The 15,465-nt window shown below is 52.7% G+C and carries 15 protein-coding genes; 1 reads left to right on the top strand and 14 read right to left on the bottom strand.

Annotation, left to right across the window (positions count from 1 at the left end):
* Nucleotides 1-21: 21 nt before the first annotated feature.
* From H8B09_RS05330 to H8B09_RS05295, 8 genes are all read right to left on the bottom strand, one after another.
* Entirely contained in the window at nucleotides 22-1,917 is a 1,896-nt protein-coding gene (locus H8B09_RS05330) for an ABC transporter ATP-binding protein (RefSeq protein ID WP_224753262.1), read from the bottom strand.
* Nucleotides 1,914-2,507: a PadR family transcriptional regulator gene (locus H8B09_RS05325; protein ID WP_191202385.1), complete on the bottom strand. Its 594-nt coding sequence runs from the start codon at nucleotides 2,505-2,507 to the stop codon at nucleotides 1,914-1,916. The genes H8B09_RS05330 and H8B09_RS05325 overlap by 4 nt, the downstream gene beginning before the upstream one ends.
* A gap of 197 nt (nucleotides 2,508-2,704) precedes the next feature.
* The gene (gene nfsA, locus H8B09_RS05320; protein ID WP_191202384.1) at nucleotides 2,705-3,445 is read right to left on the bottom strand and encodes an oxygen-insensitive NADPH nitroreductase; all 741 of its coding nucleotides are present in this window, start codon (nucleotides 3,443-3,445) and stop codon (nucleotides 2,705-2,707) included.
* A gap of 275 nt (nucleotides 3,446-3,720) precedes the next feature.
* Nucleotides 3,721-4,008 (bottom strand): stage VI sporulation protein F, encoded by a 288-nt coding sequence (locus H8B09_RS05315; RefSeq protein WP_191202383.1) that lies wholly within the window; start codon nucleotides 4,006-4,008, stop codon nucleotides 3,721-3,723.
* Between the two features lie 128 nt (nucleotides 4,009-4,136).
* Nucleotides 4,137-6,185 carry an ATP-dependent DNA helicase RecG gene (gene recG / locus H8B09_RS05310; protein ID WP_191202382.1) on the bottom strand — a complete coding sequence of 683 codons (2,049 nt, stop codon included), beginning with the start codon at nucleotides 6,183-6,185 and terminating at the stop codon, nucleotides 4,137-4,139.
* A 5-nt stretch (nucleotides 6,186-6,190) separates the two neighbouring features.
* Nucleotides 6,191-7,057, bottom strand: a complete 867-nt coding sequence (locus tag H8B09_RS05305) for a DegV family protein (RefSeq protein ID WP_191202381.1) — start codon at nucleotides 7,055-7,057, stop codon at nucleotides 6,191-6,193.
* 57 nt (nucleotides 7,058-7,114) lie between these two features.
* Entirely contained in the window at nucleotides 7,115-8,917 is a 1,803-nt protein-coding gene (locus tag H8B09_RS05300) for a DAK2 domain-containing protein (protein WP_502572606.1), read from the bottom strand.
* A 19-nt stretch (nucleotides 8,918-8,936) separates the two neighbouring features.
* On the bottom strand, nucleotides 8,937-9,296 hold the full coding sequence (locus H8B09_RS05295; RefSeq protein ID WP_191202380.1) for an Asp23/Gls24 family envelope stress response protein: 360 nt from the start codon (nucleotides 9,294-9,296) through the stop codon (nucleotides 8,937-8,939).
* A gap of 558 nt (nucleotides 9,297-9,854) precedes the next feature.
* Between H8B09_RS05295 and rpmB the strand changes: the two genes are divergently transcribed.
* Entirely contained in the window at nucleotides 9,855-10,043 is a 189-nt protein-coding gene (gene rpmB, locus H8B09_RS05290) for a 50S ribosomal protein L28 (protein ID WP_127534156.1), read from the top strand.
* A 370-nt stretch (nucleotides 10,044-10,413) separates the two neighbouring features.
* Here the strand turns inward: rpmB and spoVM are convergent, their stop codons facing one another.
* The 6 genes from spoVM to H8B09_RS05260 form a co-directional block, all read right to left on the bottom strand.
* Nucleotides 10,414-10,494 (bottom strand): stage V sporulation protein SpoVM, encoded by an 81-nt coding sequence (gene spoVM, locus H8B09_RS05285; RefSeq protein ID WP_010345573.1) that lies wholly within the window; start codon nucleotides 10,492-10,494, stop codon nucleotides 10,414-10,416.
* A 157-nt stretch (nucleotides 10,495-10,651) separates the two neighbouring features.
* Entirely contained in the window at nucleotides 10,652-10,966 is a 315-nt protein-coding gene (locus H8B09_RS05280; protein WP_191202379.1) for a hypothetical protein, read from the bottom strand.
* Nucleotides 10,967-10,971: 5 nt separating this feature from the next.
* Nucleotides 10,972-11,616, bottom strand: a complete 645-nt coding sequence (gene rpe, locus H8B09_RS05275; RefSeq protein ID WP_191202378.1) for a ribulose-phosphate 3-epimerase — start codon at nucleotides 11,614-11,616, stop codon at nucleotides 10,972-10,974.
* Between the two features lie 3 nt (nucleotides 11,617-11,619).
* The gene (gene rsgA, locus H8B09_RS05270; RefSeq protein ID WP_191202377.1) at nucleotides 11,620-12,546 is read right to left on the bottom strand and encodes a ribosome small subunit-dependent GTPase A; all 927 of its coding nucleotides are present in this window, start codon (nucleotides 12,544-12,546) and stop codon (nucleotides 11,620-11,622) included.
* The gene (pknB, locus tag H8B09_RS05265; protein ID WP_191202376.1) at nucleotides 12,539-14,701 is read right to left on the bottom strand and encodes a Stk1 family PASTA domain-containing Ser/Thr kinase; all 2,163 of its coding nucleotides are present in this window, start codon (nucleotides 14,699-14,701) and stop codon (nucleotides 12,539-12,541) included. The genes rsgA and pknB overlap by 8 nt, the downstream gene beginning before the upstream one ends.
* Nucleotides 14,698-15,462 (bottom strand): Stp1/IreP family PP2C-type Ser/Thr phosphatase, encoded by a 765-nt coding sequence (locus tag H8B09_RS05260; RefSeq protein WP_191202375.1) that lies wholly within the window; start codon nucleotides 15,460-15,462, stop codon nucleotides 14,698-14,700. Before H8B09_RS05260 ends, pknB begins: the two co-directional genes overlap by 4 nt.
* Nucleotides 15,463-15,465 lie beyond the last annotated feature (3 nt).

The following is a 15,465-nucleotide window of genomic DNA, read 5'->3' as shown; positions in this document are numbered from 1 at the left end:
CGCGGCATATCGTTTTTAGTTTCACAACGCCTTCGCTTCTCTATGTGAAATCTTCTTCCCTGCGGTGCCGGTGCCGGCGCTTTCGCTGTTTCCTTTCCTCGGAAACTGCAGCTCATAGAGCTGTTTGTACCGCCCAGCCAATTGGAGAAGCTCGGCATGGCTGCCGCTCTCCACGATCTGACCCTGCTCAAGAACGTAGATGCAGTCAGCCTGCTGAATCGTCGATAGCCGATGCGCAATGACGAGACAGGTTCGGCCCTTCAGCAGTTGCGCTAATGCCTCTTGTATATGCTGCTCAGACTCGGTATCAAGCGAAGCGGTCGCTTCGTCGAGAATAATGATGCGCGGATTCTTCAGAATCGCCCTTGCGATCGAGATCCGCTGCTTCTGACCGCCGGACAACTTCACGCCGCGCTCGCCGATCATCGTCTCGTAGCCTTGCGGGAACGAAGCGATGAAGTCTGTCGCATTCGCCGCTTCCGCTGCAGCATGCACATCTTCATCCGAAGCTTCTAAATTGCCGTATCGAATATTGTCCATAATGGAGCCGTTGAACAAAATAATATCCTGCGAGACGATCCCGATCTGCTCGCGCAGCGAAGGCAGCGTAACCGCCTTCAGATCAAAGCCGTCAATCGAGATCGATCCTCCCTGCGGATCATAGAACCTCGCGATCAAATGAGCAATCGTCGACTTGCCGGAGCCCGAAGAACCAACAAGTGCTGTAATCTGTCCCGCTTCAAGCGTCAGATCAAATGTGGATAGAACGCCCGAATCATTGTTGTAAGCAAAATCAACCTTGTCGAACACGATGCGCCCATCCACTTGCGGCAGACGAACCGCATCCGGCTTCTCTACCACTTCCGCCTTCGTACCCAGAATCTCCATAATCCGCTCATAGCCTGCCGCCGCTTGTTGAATCGTGTTCATGATGCGGCTGAAGTGGCGGATCGGATTTTGCAGCAGCCGCAGATAAGCCGTGAACGCAACAATCGTACCGACGGTCATGTGCCCCTTCATGGCAAGCCATGCACCGAATACGAGCACAATCGCCAAACCGATAAAGTTGAGAAAATCGATAATCGGTTCATACGCTGCGCGTAAGCGGACGACTTGAATGTTCGCATCCATATTGCGCTGCGTCCGTTTGGCGAACCGTTCCTCCTCGTATTGCTCCGCTGTAAACGATTTGATGAGTCGAATGCCCGTCAACGCGTTCTGGAGATGGTCACTCACATCCGCCACCGATTCTTGCACAGTACGGAACGAGGCGCGCATCCGCTTGCCGAACAGCCGAGTCGTGAACAGCATGCAGGGGAATGTCGCCAGCAGGAGCAGCGTCAGAAGCCAGTCGATCCAGAGCATATAGAGCGCTATCGCGGTGAAAGTGAATAAATCCGTTACCAGCTGCATCATGCTGGACGAAATCATTTGCTGAAGAATATTAACATCGTTGGTAACGCGGGACATGAGATCGCCAGTGCGATTACGGTCGAAGAAGGCAACATCCATACTCTGCAAGTGACGGTACAAGTCGTTGCGCAGATCGTAGAGCACCTTCTGCCCAATCGAGGCGATTAGCGAAGTACTGAAGTAACCCAGCACACCTAACAGCGCAGCCGAACCCAGAATACCGATTGCAATGAGATACAGCTTGCTATAGGCCTGATCCGGAATGATATGGTCGATCGTAATGCGAGTCAATTGCGGGATAGCGAACTGCAGCAGCGAAATCGCGGTTAAGCAAACGATCGAGACGACAAGCGCCTTCCACTGTAACCTGACATGGGCAAAAATACGGACGAACATCCCGAAGATGCTTGCAGGCTTCACCTTCTCGCCTGTTCCGAATCGTCTCATCCCACCCATTCCGCCACCTGGACGGACTGAGTTATGCATCGGACCCGGCCCGTTCAATGTGACGTCTCCCTTCCCTGTTCCGTGCCTTCCGTAATATGCCTTAAGGAGAGCAGCAGGCCATGCAAAATCGTGCGCAGCGCCTGTGCCTTATCCGGGTCCGCAAGCGCTGCCCGCTCTGCCGCCTTCAGCAGATGGAGCAGCTCCTTGCCCTTCGGCGTCAGTCGGCGGTTACGCCGTACTCCTTCTGGCCGCCCTTCTTCTTCCTCGGCAAACCCTGGCTCCTGTCGTTCCTCTCCCGGTGAGCCGCTCTCCTCGTTGTCCCGTTCCTCGAGCAGATAGGCGCGCCCTTCGTCTGTAATCTCGAACACTTTCTTGCCCTCGATCTTCGACGAATTGACGAAGCCCTGATCCCGCAGCATCTGCAGCGTCGGATAGATCGAGCCAGCGCTCGGCTTATACGTGCCGCCAGACTGCTCTTCCAGCGCCTTCATCATCTGATAGCCATGCATATTCTCCTGCTGCAGCAGTTCGAGCAGCGCATACTTGACGCCGCCGCGGCTGAAATACCGTCTGCCCGAACCATTCGTCTCCCGCTCATTGCCCAAATGCAAAAACAATCGCTCTTCCTGCTGCCATACCGATGACATGTCGCAATCGCCTCCAATTAACGATATATCGTATTGTTAATGATTTTATTCTATGCGATATATCGTTATCTGACAATCCCTTCCTTGGCGTTCCATATAACTATGGCAAAAGAAAGTTACGGCGCTCACGATGCTCACAAAGACAAAACAAGCCCCAGCAAACCGTTGGCGGTTTGCTGGGGCTCGTCCTGATTTAATTATTTCAGCTGAAAGCCTTGGCTGGTCAAATAGGGATGCATATGCGCACGCGGCGGCTTTCCGTTGAATTTGCGATACATTTCAAGTGACCAGGTTGTCTGCTGCCCTCCGCCTTTGCGAGATGCATAATAACGACGTGTCACCTCATCGTAAGCGCGGATGGCATCGTCGATCCCATCCTGACGATATACTTCTTCGTGATAAACACCCTCCAGCGGCAGTCGCGGACGAAGGTCAGGCTCCTGATCGGATACGCCGACACACATGCCGAATACAGGGTACACGAGCGGCGGGAGCTGAAGCAGCTCGGTTACCTGCTGCGGATTATTGCGAATACCGCCAATGTAGACGATGCCATAACCAAGCGATTCGGCTGCAACAGCGGCATTCTGCGCAGCGAGAGCTGCATCGATCGTACCGAGCAGCAGCACCTCAACGTTAGTCTCCAGTGCCATATCCTCATGCAGCCGGACAGCCGTCTGCGTTTTGTTCAAGTCAGCGCACCAGACTAGAAATACCGGGCAATCGATAATATACTGCTGGCTGCCGCACAGCTCGGTCAACCGCTGCTTCTTAACCGGATCCTTTACTGCAATGACGCTATATGCTTGAATGTTCGAAGAGGTTGAAGCAGCCTGTCCTGTACGTACAATTTGCGTGAGATGCTCTTCGGGAATCGATGCTTCCTTATACCGTCGAATGGAGCGGTGGCGCTGTAATAAAGCGATCGTTTCGTTCATCTTTCCATCTCCTTCTCTCTGAACGTATCGTTAGCATAACACAAAAAGGCGCATAGCCATGGTTTCTCCAAACCAAGCTATACGCCTCCAGTTTACTGGCGAGCGCTGTATGGGAATGTATGGTTGCATAATGAACAATTCCAAGTATTCCACTAAACAATACAAATTTAGCATACGTCGAATGACTCGTCAAACGGAGACAAACAGCAAAACAGCCCCATCCATTATGGAGGGGCTGCCTCGTGGCATCATCATAAAAGAATGATTAGGCAGTCCTAACGAAAAGTAGCCCACAACTTAAGCAGATGAAACGTGTTGTTCGGATCAATTTTCTGGCTCAGGATGAATGTAATAATTTGATCTTCCTGTGCATCCGTCAAATTTTCCGACAACGCCGCCGCAGCTGATTTTACAAGCTTGCGAACCTTCGCGCGGTCTTGCAGATCGTACTTGTTAACATTCGCAAGCATTGTCTTCATTCGGTCCTTGACGACCGGGTTCTTCATCTTGAATTTAACCCGCTCGACCAGATCGGGCCGAATACCGAATTTCTGATAGCTCATGGGAAACACCTCCAGCCGGCGGAACGGCAACCGACCGCCGCATGTGGCAATCGCTTATACATATGCCGTTCGTCCCCAGAAGTTGCCTCTCCAAATGTGAAACAAACCTTATACCTACGCTTGGGCCATCAATCAAGCTTCTCGCCTTGAAACAGCGGATCCTGCAGCAGTCGGCTGCGCATTGTGGCCCTCTCTGGGTTCGTCCAGAAATCTGCCTCACCGGCTAGCTCTGCCGCATCGTCCCTCGCTTCCTCCAACACCTCATAATCGGCTACCATGTCGGCCAGCTTAAAGTCCGGAACACCGCTCTGCTTCGTACCGAAGAAATCGCCTGGTCCGCGCAGCTCCAAGTCACGGCGGGCAACCTCGAACCCATCGTCGGTTTCGGTCATGACCTTCATCCGCTCGCGTCCGTTCTCTGACTTCGGATCTGCAACGAGGATACAATGCGATTGGTGTTCACCGCGGCCAACCCGGCCGCGAAGCTGGTGCAGCTGCGACAATCCGAAGCGCTCAGCGTCGATGATGACCATCACCGTAGCATTGGGCACATCGACGCCGACCTCAACGACAGTAGTCGCAACGAGCACCTGCGTCTCATTCGCCCCGAACGCCCGCATCGCTTCGTCCTTCTCGGCAGACGTCATCCGTCCATGCAGCAGACCGACTTTCAGCTTCGGCAGCGACATCGCGATCGTCGCATGCATCTCGATTGCATTCTGCACATCAAGCTTCTCCGATTCTTCGATCAGCGGACAAATGACATACGCTTGACGCCCTTGCGCGACTTCACGCTCGATGAACTCGAACACCCGCTCCATTGCGCTTGGCTTCGTCCAATGCGTCTTAATCGGCTTGCGCCCCTTCGGCCGCTCCTTGATCGTCGATACGTCCATATCGCCGAATGCTGTTATAGCGAGCGTACGCGGAATCGGCGTCGCTGTCATTGTCAGCACATCCGGGCTCCAGCCCTTCCTTCGCAGGACGCTTCGCTGGTTGACGCCGAACCGATGCTGCTCGTCGGTCACAACAAGGCCAAGCGAACGGAACATGACATCATCTTGAATAAGCGCATGCGTGCCAACCGCGATATGAATAAGACCCATTTGCAAGCCTGCAATGACATCACGGCGGCGGCGGGCAGTCAGACTGCCAGTCAAGAGCGCCACTTCGATGCCTGACCCTTCAAACAGCCGCTGCAGCGATCGTAGATGCTGCTCTGCCAGAATCTCAGTAGGCACCATCAGCGCACCTTGATGACCGTTCTTCGCTACCGCATACAGCGCCGTAGCAGCGACTACCGTCTTGCCGGAGCCGACATCGCCCTGCAGCAGCCGGTTCATGCTGTGCTTTTGCCGAAGATCATGCGTGATCTCGTTAATCACCTTCTTCTGCGCATCTGTCAGCTCGAACGGAAGCGTTGCCGCAAACTCTCGAATCGTCGCGCTTTCGATCGGGAACGCCATTCCTTCAGAACGCGACCGCTGCAACGAACGGTATGCCTGCAGCTTGAGCTGAAACCAGAACAACTCCTCGTAGACGAGCCGTTTCCTCGCAGCCTGCCCTTCCGCTGTCCCATCGGGTTGGTGAATGCGCATAATAGCCTCGCGAAGCGGCATAAGCCGATGCTTCGCCACAATATCCGCCGGCAAGCTCTCCTCGATCAGATCGCCAAACTGCACCAGCGCCTGCGCAATCGTCTTGCGCATCCACGCGTTCGTCAGTCCACCGCCAACCGAATAGACCGGTTGCAGCGTTCCTGTACGGGCTTTACCGCGATCCGGAAATTCCGAATCCGAGACGGTCATCTGATGACGATGGGCTTCCCACTTGCCAGTAATCGTAATCTCACGGCCAAGCGTCAATTGATCCTGCAGGAAAGCGCGATTGAACCAAACGGCTTTCACTAGAAAATGCTCAACCTCAACTAGACACGTCAGCCGCGCCTTGCCTCGGCCGAATCGCGCCAATAGCGGCACACTTCGAATAATGCCTTGAACAGTAACTTTCTCCCCGTCTTTGGCTTCCGCCAAATCCCGCAGCCGGTAATCCTCGTACCGGAACGGATAATAGTCCAGCAAATCGGCAACCGTACGGACGCCAAAGGCGTGAAGCTCGCTTTCCTTCTGCGCGCTCACGCCCTTAACTTGCCGGACCGGAATTAGATCCAGCTTCATTCCTCTCACACCCTATGCATAAAAAGACCTACTGTACCTGGACCGGCATGCGTGCCGATAACAGGGCCAAGTTCGTAATACGTTGTGCCTTGTACGTTAAAATGTGATTTCAGCAATTCATTCATTTCTTGCGCGCCTTCGATACGTTCAGCATAAGCGAACGTTACCGTAACAGGCTCCTGACCGTTGAACTTCTGATTAAGAAGCTCGACGATGCGAAGCATTGCTTTCTTCTGTCCACGCACTTTATCGATCGAGGATACAACGCCGTCTTCGTCGAGCGTCAAGATCGGCTTAATGTTAAGCAGGGAGCCGATGACGGCCGAGGCCTTGCCAATTCGGCCGCCTTTCTGCAAATATTCAAGCGTATCCACGAGAAAATAAATAGTCGTCTCGGAGCGCAGCTGTTCAAGCACAGCAATGATCTGCTCCTTCGAGCTTCCTGCCGCCGCCATCTCTGCTGCTTTCAGAACGAGCACACCGATGCCGATTGATGCGGATTTGGAATCAAACACGGTAATATGCGATTCGCCGTCCTCAATCTCTACCATGGTGCTGCCGATGACAGCAGACTGATAAGTGCCGCTAAGAGCAGCAGCTAGATGAATCGATATAATATGGGCATCTGGCGTTTCCGTCAGAATGCGCTCGTACAATTCCTTGAACGCAATCGTCGATGGCTGGGACGACTTCGGCAGTTGGTCGGATACCGCCAGCTTCTTATAGAATTGATCCGTCTCAATGGTCACCGCATCCAGAAATGTCTCATCGCCAAATGAAAGCTGAAGCGGCACCATCTCGATCCCAAATTGCTTCCGTATATCAGCAGGCAAATCTGCCGTACTGTCCGTCACGATTCGAATCGTTGTCATACGCGCCTCCTCCTTCTTCCTCTGATTAGTAGTGTTCCATAACCGTAAGTCTCGCTGTCATTCAACCGCGAATACGTAAGGATACAGCGGTTGACCGCCCTCAAGCACTTCAACCTCTACATCCGGATGCTCCGAGTTCAGCCATTGCTTCAGCTCGCTCGTAACACTGGCGTCTGCATCCTCGCCAGTTAGCACCGTAATCAGATCGCCGCCCTCTTCAAGCATGCCGCTAAGCAGCGTGCGGCAAGCATCATTAAGATCCGACGTCGATACGACGATGGCTTTCTCTTGAATGCCGATAAAATCACCTTCACGAATCGCAATGCCGTCGATCGACGTATCGCGAACCGCCTGCGTAACTTGACCCGAACGTACTGATTCGGACGCGCGTTTCATCAGCTCGCTATTCCGCTCGATCGATTCATCTTCCCGGAATGCGAGCGCCGCAGCGAGCCCTTGCGGTACCGTACGCGTCGTAATAACCGACACGCTGCGACCCACCAGCTCCGCCGCTTGCTCAGCAGCGAGAATGATGTTGCCGTTGTTCGGCAGCAGGAAGATATGTTCGGCCGGCAGCGCCTCGATGGCCTTCACGAAATCTTCCGTGCTCGGATTCATCGTCTGACCGCCCGACAATACAATGTCGACGTTATTATCGAGCAGAATTTCGGCGATACCTTCGCCCATTGCGACAGCGATAATGCCGAACGGCGCGTACTCGTGCACCTGCTCCGGCGAAGTCGTCTGCGGAGCAGCTCCGCCAGTCAATACTTCTGCGGCAGCAAGCGCTTCGCGATCAGGCAGGATGTCTGATTCCGCATGCCCTTCTTCGCCCAACAAATCACGATGCTGCTCGCGCATATTCAATATGTGAATATCGATTAGCTCACCGTAAGGCAGCGCCAGATTCAGCACATCGCCGGGCTTGCGAGAATGAACATGCACCTTAATCACATCATCGCTCTCAATGACGAGAATCGAATCGCCATCCTTCGCAAGCGCGTCCTTGAAACGCTGCTCGTTGAATACGGGTGCAGATTTCGCTGCCTTATTACGATCGATAAAAAATTCCATGTCGTACAAGAACTCAATATCTTCCGTCGCTAAACGGGATTGAGCGGAATGCCCCATAGCTGGACGTCCAGCCGCTGTACTGCGAAGTCGATCGGCCATTCCGACGTCCTCCGGCAGCGCTGCTTCCGTAACGAATGAAGCTTCAGATGCTTCATGCTGCGGCGCATCCAATGTGGACAACACGCGCGCAAAGCCTTCGTATATATAAACAAGACCTTGACCGCCGGAATCGACGACGCCAACCTGCTTCAGCACCGGCAGTTGCTCCGGCGTACGCTGAAGCGCCTCGTTTGCTTTCTCGTAAACCTCACGCATTAGCTCGTCCGCAGTATTAGTCCGGCGCGAGATCGTTACAGCATGTTTCGCTGCTTCCCGAGCAACCGTCAGAATCGTTCCCTCGACTGGCTTTACAACTGCTTTGTAGGCCATATCAACGCCATACTGCAGTGCAGCAGCCAATTGTGCAGGGCCTGCTTCCTCCGATGCGGCCAGCGATTTGGCGAAGCCGCGGAACAGCTGTGACAGGATAACGCCTGAGTTGCCTCGGGCACCCATCAGCAATCCTTTGGATAACGCTTCGACGACCTTTCCGAGATGAGGCGAGGTTTTGCCCTGCAGCTCCTTCATCCCCGATGTCATCGTCAAATTCATATTCGTACCCGTATCGCCGTCTGGTACTGGAAACACATTCAACGCGTTAACGCGCTCTGCGTTCCGATTCAATAGCTCAGCCCCGGCAGCAGCCATTCGGGCAAAATCGATTCCGTTAATCGTGCGCTTGCTCAACGACTATTCCCCTTCCTAACTACTTAAGTACCCGCACGCCTTGCACAAATATTTGTACTTGATCAACCTCAAGTCCGATCACATCATTGAGCACATATTTGACCTTTGTTTGAATATTATGCGCAACCTCGGATATTTTGGTTCCATAGCTCACGATTATATGCAAGTCGATGTGCAGGCGATCCTGCTCGTGCCGCACTTCGACACCTCGGGACAAATTGTCCCTTCCCAGCAGTTCAGAAATTCCATCTTTCAGTTGCTTGCGGGAAGCCATACCGACAAGACCGTAGCATTCCAATGCCGCAGACCCTGCAATAACGGCAACGCATTCATCAGTAATTAACACTTTTCCAAGTTCAGTGCTCAGTTGCAGTGGCATGGAAACTCGCTCCTTTTCCTCATGTATCTCTATTGTGGACTTTCCAACATTGTACTATAAAGAATACAGATATAGAAGCGTATGCCACTCCAACTTTCAAGTAGATGTAAACGCATCCAATCTTAGACAGACTAATGCCCTTGAGTCGAACGGCTCTACACCTGTGCAAGCATAGCTCCTTTGACACACTTGAAGCTTCAAAGTATGAGTATAAGAGGTAAGTACTTAAAGCTCAGTGTTAACGACATTCTACAATGTTTTTCGACATTCGGCTAGTTCTAATGCGATAGATTGGCTTAATTCGCTCGTTTTCTTAGGAATAGCGTATCGAATGGCCAGGAATCCGCAGCGAGCGCCCCCTCAGGACTAGACAAGGAAAAGGAAATTGTGATACGATACTTGGGTATGTTTATATGCCGCTTCTTATGGGAAGCCGCAGTATTCGATGACGTATAACAAGCGACTTTCAGCGGATGCTTTTCATGCTGTTCTGCTCTGCCTCATGTGGGCGGATGCTTGCGAAGCCGTATGCTCCGCTTCAATTAAGGAGGTGTATCCATGTCTCGCAAATGTGCAATCACTGGCAAAGCGCCAAGCACGGGCAACCACGTATCCCATGCTAACAACAAAAACCGCCGCTCTTGGGGCGTAAACGTACAAAAAGTGCGCATCCTCGTCGACGGCAAACCGAAACGCGTATGGGTGAGCGCTCGCGCGCTGAAATCCGGCAAAGTAACTCGCGTATAATAGCCTGCGATAACTCGCAGCAACGAAAGACCGCGTCCTACGGGATGCGGTCTTTTTGTTATTCATTATATTAGTTGTCGGCTAATCCAAGATCCAAGACACTCTATCACGCACAATAAGTAAGCTGTACCCCAATGGGGCACGCGACTCGAAGCACGTAGTAAATGAGGAACGACTCTGTCCCGCCATTCTCCCACTCCGAGATCCATGAATCGGAACCCTAGAGGAGTCCTCCCGAGCAGGAAGAATTCAGCTAGGCAGAGTTAGTATCAGGCAGCATGCGGCGCTTGAGGGCATGTTCCGAGCATGCGCAGATGGAACACCCCTCGTGTACCGTTCCACGATCGTACTATCGCCGAGCCGGCCGTATTTAGTTTTTTTGGAACGTATTCAAGATGGCCTTGACGAATCCGCCCAAAAATTTCGGCAGCTTGATCGTGTAAAATTTCATGCTCCATCCCTCCTCAAAGCGCGCTCATCGAAATGTGGTACTGACTGCCTACATAGATGCTGCACGAAGCTTGTAACCCCAGTTCATCTCAAGAGCCTTCGTTCATGTAACCATCCTATGCATGATCTAGTCGTCCTATTCCAGAGCGGACAAGAGGCTAACCGTTTGTGGGCAGCGGATTATCCTGTGCGTACTGAACAAAAGCAATAATGATCGTAAGCAGCAAATACCATATAATCGACAGGCTGACAAACCAAATACGCGGCCCGACCCGATCCAGCTTACCGAACATTTTGATCCCGACAATAAGCGCTAGAAGCGAAAATAAATATTTGAGCGGACCTGAGATCGAAGCAAACAAGCTCAGACATAGGCCGCAAACAAAACTGAATGCAATAACGATAAGGACTGTGCGCGGTTTGCGCTCTTCATCAAGATCGACGTCAATGACTGGTTTCACTTTTTTACTCATCGCGATTACCTCAGTGATGCGACAGCCGCTGCACGATCCGGCGAGCCGTATACATAGTTTCCTGCTACAAGCACATTCGCGCCTGCCTCACGTACGATTGCTGCAGTTTCAGCGTTAATGCCGCCGTCTACCTGCACATGCATATCCGTAAGTCCGCGCTCCTGCAGCATGCCGCGCAGTTGGCGGAGCCGTGCTGCCGATTGCGGAATGAACGATTGTCCGCCGAAGCCCGGGTTAACCGTCATGAGCAGCACGAGATCCACATCCTCCAGCACCGATTCAACGGCCGATACCGGCGTACCTGGATTGATCGCCACACCTGCCGGCAGACCAAGCTCCTTAATCATATGAATAACGCGGTGAAGGTGAACGCATGCCTCTGCATGAACCGTAATCCGGTCTGCGCCAGCCTTAGCAAAGGCAGCGATGTACAGCTCCGGCTTCTCGATCATCAGATGAACGTCGAAGGGCAGCTTCGTGTAAGAACGAATCGACTCGACCACGAGCGGACCGAACGTAATATTCGGAACGAAGTGACCATCCATAATATCAATGTGAATCCAATCCCCGCCGGCTTGCTCGGCTGATCGAACATCCTCCCCCAGCTTAGAAAAATCGGCCGATAAAATCGACGGTGCAATAATAGTCATACGTTAGTACCTCCGCTTTCTCTCTTTCATCTCATTCATAAACGTTATATAGTGGGCGTGCCGCCCGGCATCCACCGTACCTGCCGCCAGCCCCTCTAGGACGGCGCAGCCCGGCTCATGCACATGCGTACAGCCTCTGAACTTGCACGTTGGAGATAGCTCTCGCATCTCGCGGAAACAGTAGCCTAAGTCTTCAATGCCAAGCTCTTGAAAATCAAGCTGGCTGAAGCCTGGCGTATCCGCAACGAGACCTTTATTCCCGATGTCAATGAGCTCGACATGCCGAGTCGTGTGCTTGCCGCGTCCGAGTCGATCGCTTATCGCATTCGTCTCAAGCGTCAGGCCTGGCACAAGGGAGTTAAGCATCGACGACTTGCCGACGCCGGATTGACCGGCGAAGACGGATAAACGTCCATTCAGCGTCTCCCGAAGACGGTCGAAGCCCTCTGAACGATTGGCACTCGTCTCGAATATTTCATAGCCAAGCGGCTTATATACGCTCTTTACACGTTGAAGCGCTGCGCGGGCCGATTCGCCGTCTTTGCCCTCTGCTTCCGTCAGATCGCTTTTGCTTAGGCAGATGACGGTGTCGAGACCGGCATGCTCAATATGCACAAGAAACTTGTCCAGCAGTTGGAAGCTAAGCTCTGGTTCCGTCACAGAGAACACGAGCACTGCAAGCTCGATATTCGCGACTGGAGGACGAATGAGCTCCGTCTCGCGCGGTAAAATCTCTTCAACCGTTCCTTCTCCATTATCCGTCAGCGAATAATGGACGCGGTCGCCGACGAGCGGCGACACGCCTCTTTTCTTGAAAACACCTCGCGCACGGCATTGTACAGGTTCAGCCTGCACATCGGCAGGCTGAACGTAGTAGTAGCCGGCAAGCGCTTTGACGATCGTGCCTTGCAGCTCTTTATTATTAGTCATGTTGATGGGTATCCTCATCCCCGCCATCCGGCGGGTTGGTGTCCGTTGTGGGCTGATCATTGGTTGTGGCGGTTGGATCATCGGTTCCCACCGTACCGGTAGTCGGCTGCGATGGCTGCTCGGTCTCCGGCTGGCCTTGACCCGGCACCGTCTGGTCCGTAGGCGTTTGATCTTCATAGGTAACCGTAAACGAATTGACGAACTGATTATCCCGAATAACCGTGACTGTGGCATCCTTGTTCGGCGCTACAATCACTTTGACGGAAAATTTCTGTGTATCTTTAATTTTGCGAGTTCCCCATACTATATTCTCGCCTTTTGCATCCGAATACGTAATTTTGATTTCACTGGTCGTACCTGCCTGTGCCGGCGAAATCATGATCGGGAGCGTCTTCTCAAGGGCATCCTTCGGCAATCCCGAGCTTACCGTAATCGATACCTCGGCTCCTTTGCCAACGTCTTCGCCCTCTTGATATGGGAATTGCTTAATGACGGTGCCTTCAGGTTCGTAGCTTGGTTCTCTAACGATATTATCATCCTTCAGCACCAAGCCCAGCTGACTGAGCATTACCTTAGCTTCCGCTTCTTTCTTGCCTACCAGCTTCGGCATGACAACCGTTTCTTGCCCTTTACTTACTATAAAATGAACCGTTTCTGTCTTCGGATCGAATTGTGCATTCGCTTCAGGCGTCTGCGACAGAATCGTACCTGGCTCTTGGTCGCTAAACTCCTGCGTGGTCGTTATACGGTCGTCACCGACGCCTAATGCTGCCAGATCTTCCTTCGCATTCGCGATTGGCTGGCCGACATAGCTGGTCATCGTCGAAAGCTCGCTGCCCTTGCTGACATACAGCTTAATAGACGCGCCTTTCTTGACCTTCATGTTCGCTTTGGATTGATTATAAACATAGCCCGCTTCAACCTCATCCGAATATTCACGCTCAATCGGATCTTCAACAACGAGGCCAGCCTCTTCAAGCATCTGCTTTGCTTCATCCTCGGTATGATTGATGACATACGGTACGGTGACCTCAGGCACATCCAAGCTGTTAGTAACCGCCCGAACCGCAAAATAGAGTCCTGCGATAATGACAAGCGTCGTAATGATCATCGTTGCAGGACGCTTCCACCACGCTTTGCGCTTCGTATCCTCTTCCCACTCAATCTGCTGCGTACCAGACAACGCAGCCCCAGCAGCGGTCCGATCCCGAGACTGAACGGATTGGTCATCCGCTGAACGGTTGGCCCCCGAGGTCTGCCGAATCGCAGGCATAATACGCGTCTCGTCCATATCATCAGCGATAGGCGTGAATACCACTTTCGGCTCATGCAGCCGTTCCGGCAGCATGCACGTTTCCAGATCGCGCAGCATATCGCTAGCCGATGCGTAGCGTTCGGCCGGATTTTTGCGCATAGCGCGCAAAATGACGTTCTCAACGCTTTGCGGAATGAGCGTGTTAATGACACGCGGCTCCACGAACGTCTCCTGCAAATGCTTAAGCGCAACGCTAATCGGGCTTTCGCCGTGGAATGGCAGCTTGCCGGTCAGCATTTGGTACAGCACGATGCCTAATGAATAAAGGTCGGACTTCTCCCCCGTGCTTGTCCCCTTCGCATGCTCTGGCGAGAAATAATGCACAGAGCCAACGACCGAACCGGTCTGCGTAATCGTTGATGCGGTAACGGCGCGTGCGATGCCGAAGTCGGTCACCTTCACCCTGCCGTTCTTGCCGATAAGAATATTATGAGGCTTAATATCACGATGAATGATCTGATTCTGATGCGCGCTTACGAGCGCATCGCAGATTTGCGCAGCAATATGTACCGCTTCCTCAGGCTGCAAGGGAGCGCGTTCATGTATAATTTCGTTCAAATTGCTGCCTTCCACATATTCCATAACGATGAAGTGCACATCTTCTTCCTGTCCGACATCATAGATGCTGACAACGTTCGGATGCGACAGCGAGGCCGCAGCTTGCGCTTCACGGCGGAAACGGCGAATAAATTCCTCGTCATGCACGAATTGTTGACGAAGCACTTTCACCGCAACTTTACGGTTGAGCAGAACGTCATGGGCTTTATATACGAGCGCCATGCCGCCGCCGCCGATCCGCGAAATAATTTCGTAGCGTCCTCCGAGCTCATGGCCGATCATTGTAAGGTACCCCCCTCGATTCTGTTGGCGTCACCTTGCAAGAGAACGACGGTAATATTATCATCGCCGCCTGCATGCAGCGCCAGCGAAACGAGACGTTCCGCCTTCCCGTCAAGATCCAAGCTTTCTGTTAACAGCGTCTCCACCATTTGTTCATGGCTGACCATATCGGTTAAACCGTCGCTGCATAACAAGAGGATGTCTGATGGCGACAACGTATAAAAGGATACATCAGCACTTACCTCAGGATCTGTACCAACGGCGCGCATGATCACATTGCGGCGAGGATGAACAGCTGCTTCTTCTGCTGTAATTTGCCCAGACTTCACGAGTTCGTTGACTAGCGTATGATCGTCAGTTAGCTGTACGAGTCCGTCTGCATTTGCTTTATAGACGCGGCTGTCGCCGACATGGGCAATGACTGCCCTTTCACCTTCAACAAGCGCAATAATAACGGTTGTTCCCATATTGCTGTACTGTTCATTGCTCGAAGCTGTCGTGTATACGACTTCATTCGCCTGCTTGATAGCAGTCTGAAGCAGAGCTTCGCATTCCTCGTTCGTTAGCCCGGCAGCAGCGCCGCTAATCGTTGCCTGAAGGGAATCGACAGTCATCCGGCTTGCTACCTCGCCAGCCAGATGACCGCCCATTCCGTCTGCAACGACTGCAGCAACAATGCCGGAAGGCAGTTGTTCAACCCAAAGACTGTCCTCATTCACTTGTCGGACGCGTCCGATATCCGTCCGGTTAGCAATAATCAATCC

Source organism: Paenibacillus terricola (assembly GCF_014779765.1).
Lineage (GTDB): Bacteria > Bacillota > Bacilli > Paenibacillales > Paenibacillaceae > Paenibacillus_T > Paenibacillus_T terricola.
This window is presented reverse-complemented; position numbering and strand designations above follow the sequence as displayed.

What these genes read in the sequence shown, in the direction of transcription:
- H8B09_RS05305 (WP_191202381.1), bottom strand. Translation starts at nt 7,057, where the DNA reads ATGACAACGATTCGAATCGTGACGGACAGTACGGCAGATTTGCCTGCT.
- spoVM (WP_010345573.1), bottom strand. Translation starts at nt 10,494, where the DNA reads ATGAAATTTTACACGATCAAGCTGCCGAAATTTTTGGGCGGATTCGTC.
- H8B09_RS05325 (WP_191202385.1), bottom strand. Translation starts at nt 2,507, where the DNA reads ATGTCATCGGTATGGCAGCAGGAAGAGCGATTGTTTTTGCATTTGGGC.
- nfsA (WP_191202384.1), bottom strand. Translation starts at nt 3,445, where the DNA reads ATGAACGAAACGATCGCTTTATTACAGCGCCACCGCTCCATTCGACGG.
- recG (WP_191202382.1), bottom strand. Translation starts at nt 6,185, where the DNA reads ATGAAGCTGGATCTAATTCCGGTCCGGCAAGTTAAGGGCGTGAGCGCG.
- H8B09_RS05280 (WP_191202379.1), bottom strand. Translation starts at nt 10,966, where the DNA reads ATGAGTAAAAAAGTGAAACCAGTCATTGACGTCGATCTTGATGAAGAG.
- rpe (WP_191202378.1), bottom strand. Translation starts at nt 11,616, where the DNA reads ATGACTATTATTGCACCGTCGATTTTATCGGCCGATTTTTCTAAGCTG.
- H8B09_RS05315 (WP_191202383.1), bottom strand. Translation starts at nt 4,008, where the DNA reads ATGAGCTATCAGAAATTCGGTATTCGGCCCGATCTGGTCGAGCGGGTT.
- rsgA (WP_191202377.1), bottom strand. Translation starts at nt 12,546, where the DNA reads ATGACTAATAATAAAGAGCTGCAAGGCACGATCGTCAAAGCGCTTGCC.
- H8B09_RS05295 (WP_191202380.1), bottom strand. Translation starts at nt 9,296, where the DNA reads ATGCCACTGCAACTGAGCACTGAACTTGGAAAAGTGTTAATTACTGAT.
- pknB (WP_191202376.1), bottom strand. Translation starts at nt 14,701, where the DNA reads ATGATCGGCCATGAGCTCGGAGGACGCTACGAAATTATTTCGCGGATC.
- rpmB (WP_127534156.1), top strand. Translation starts at nt 9,855, where the DNA reads ATGTCTCGCAAATGTGCAATCACTGGCAAAGCGCCAAGCACGGGCAAC.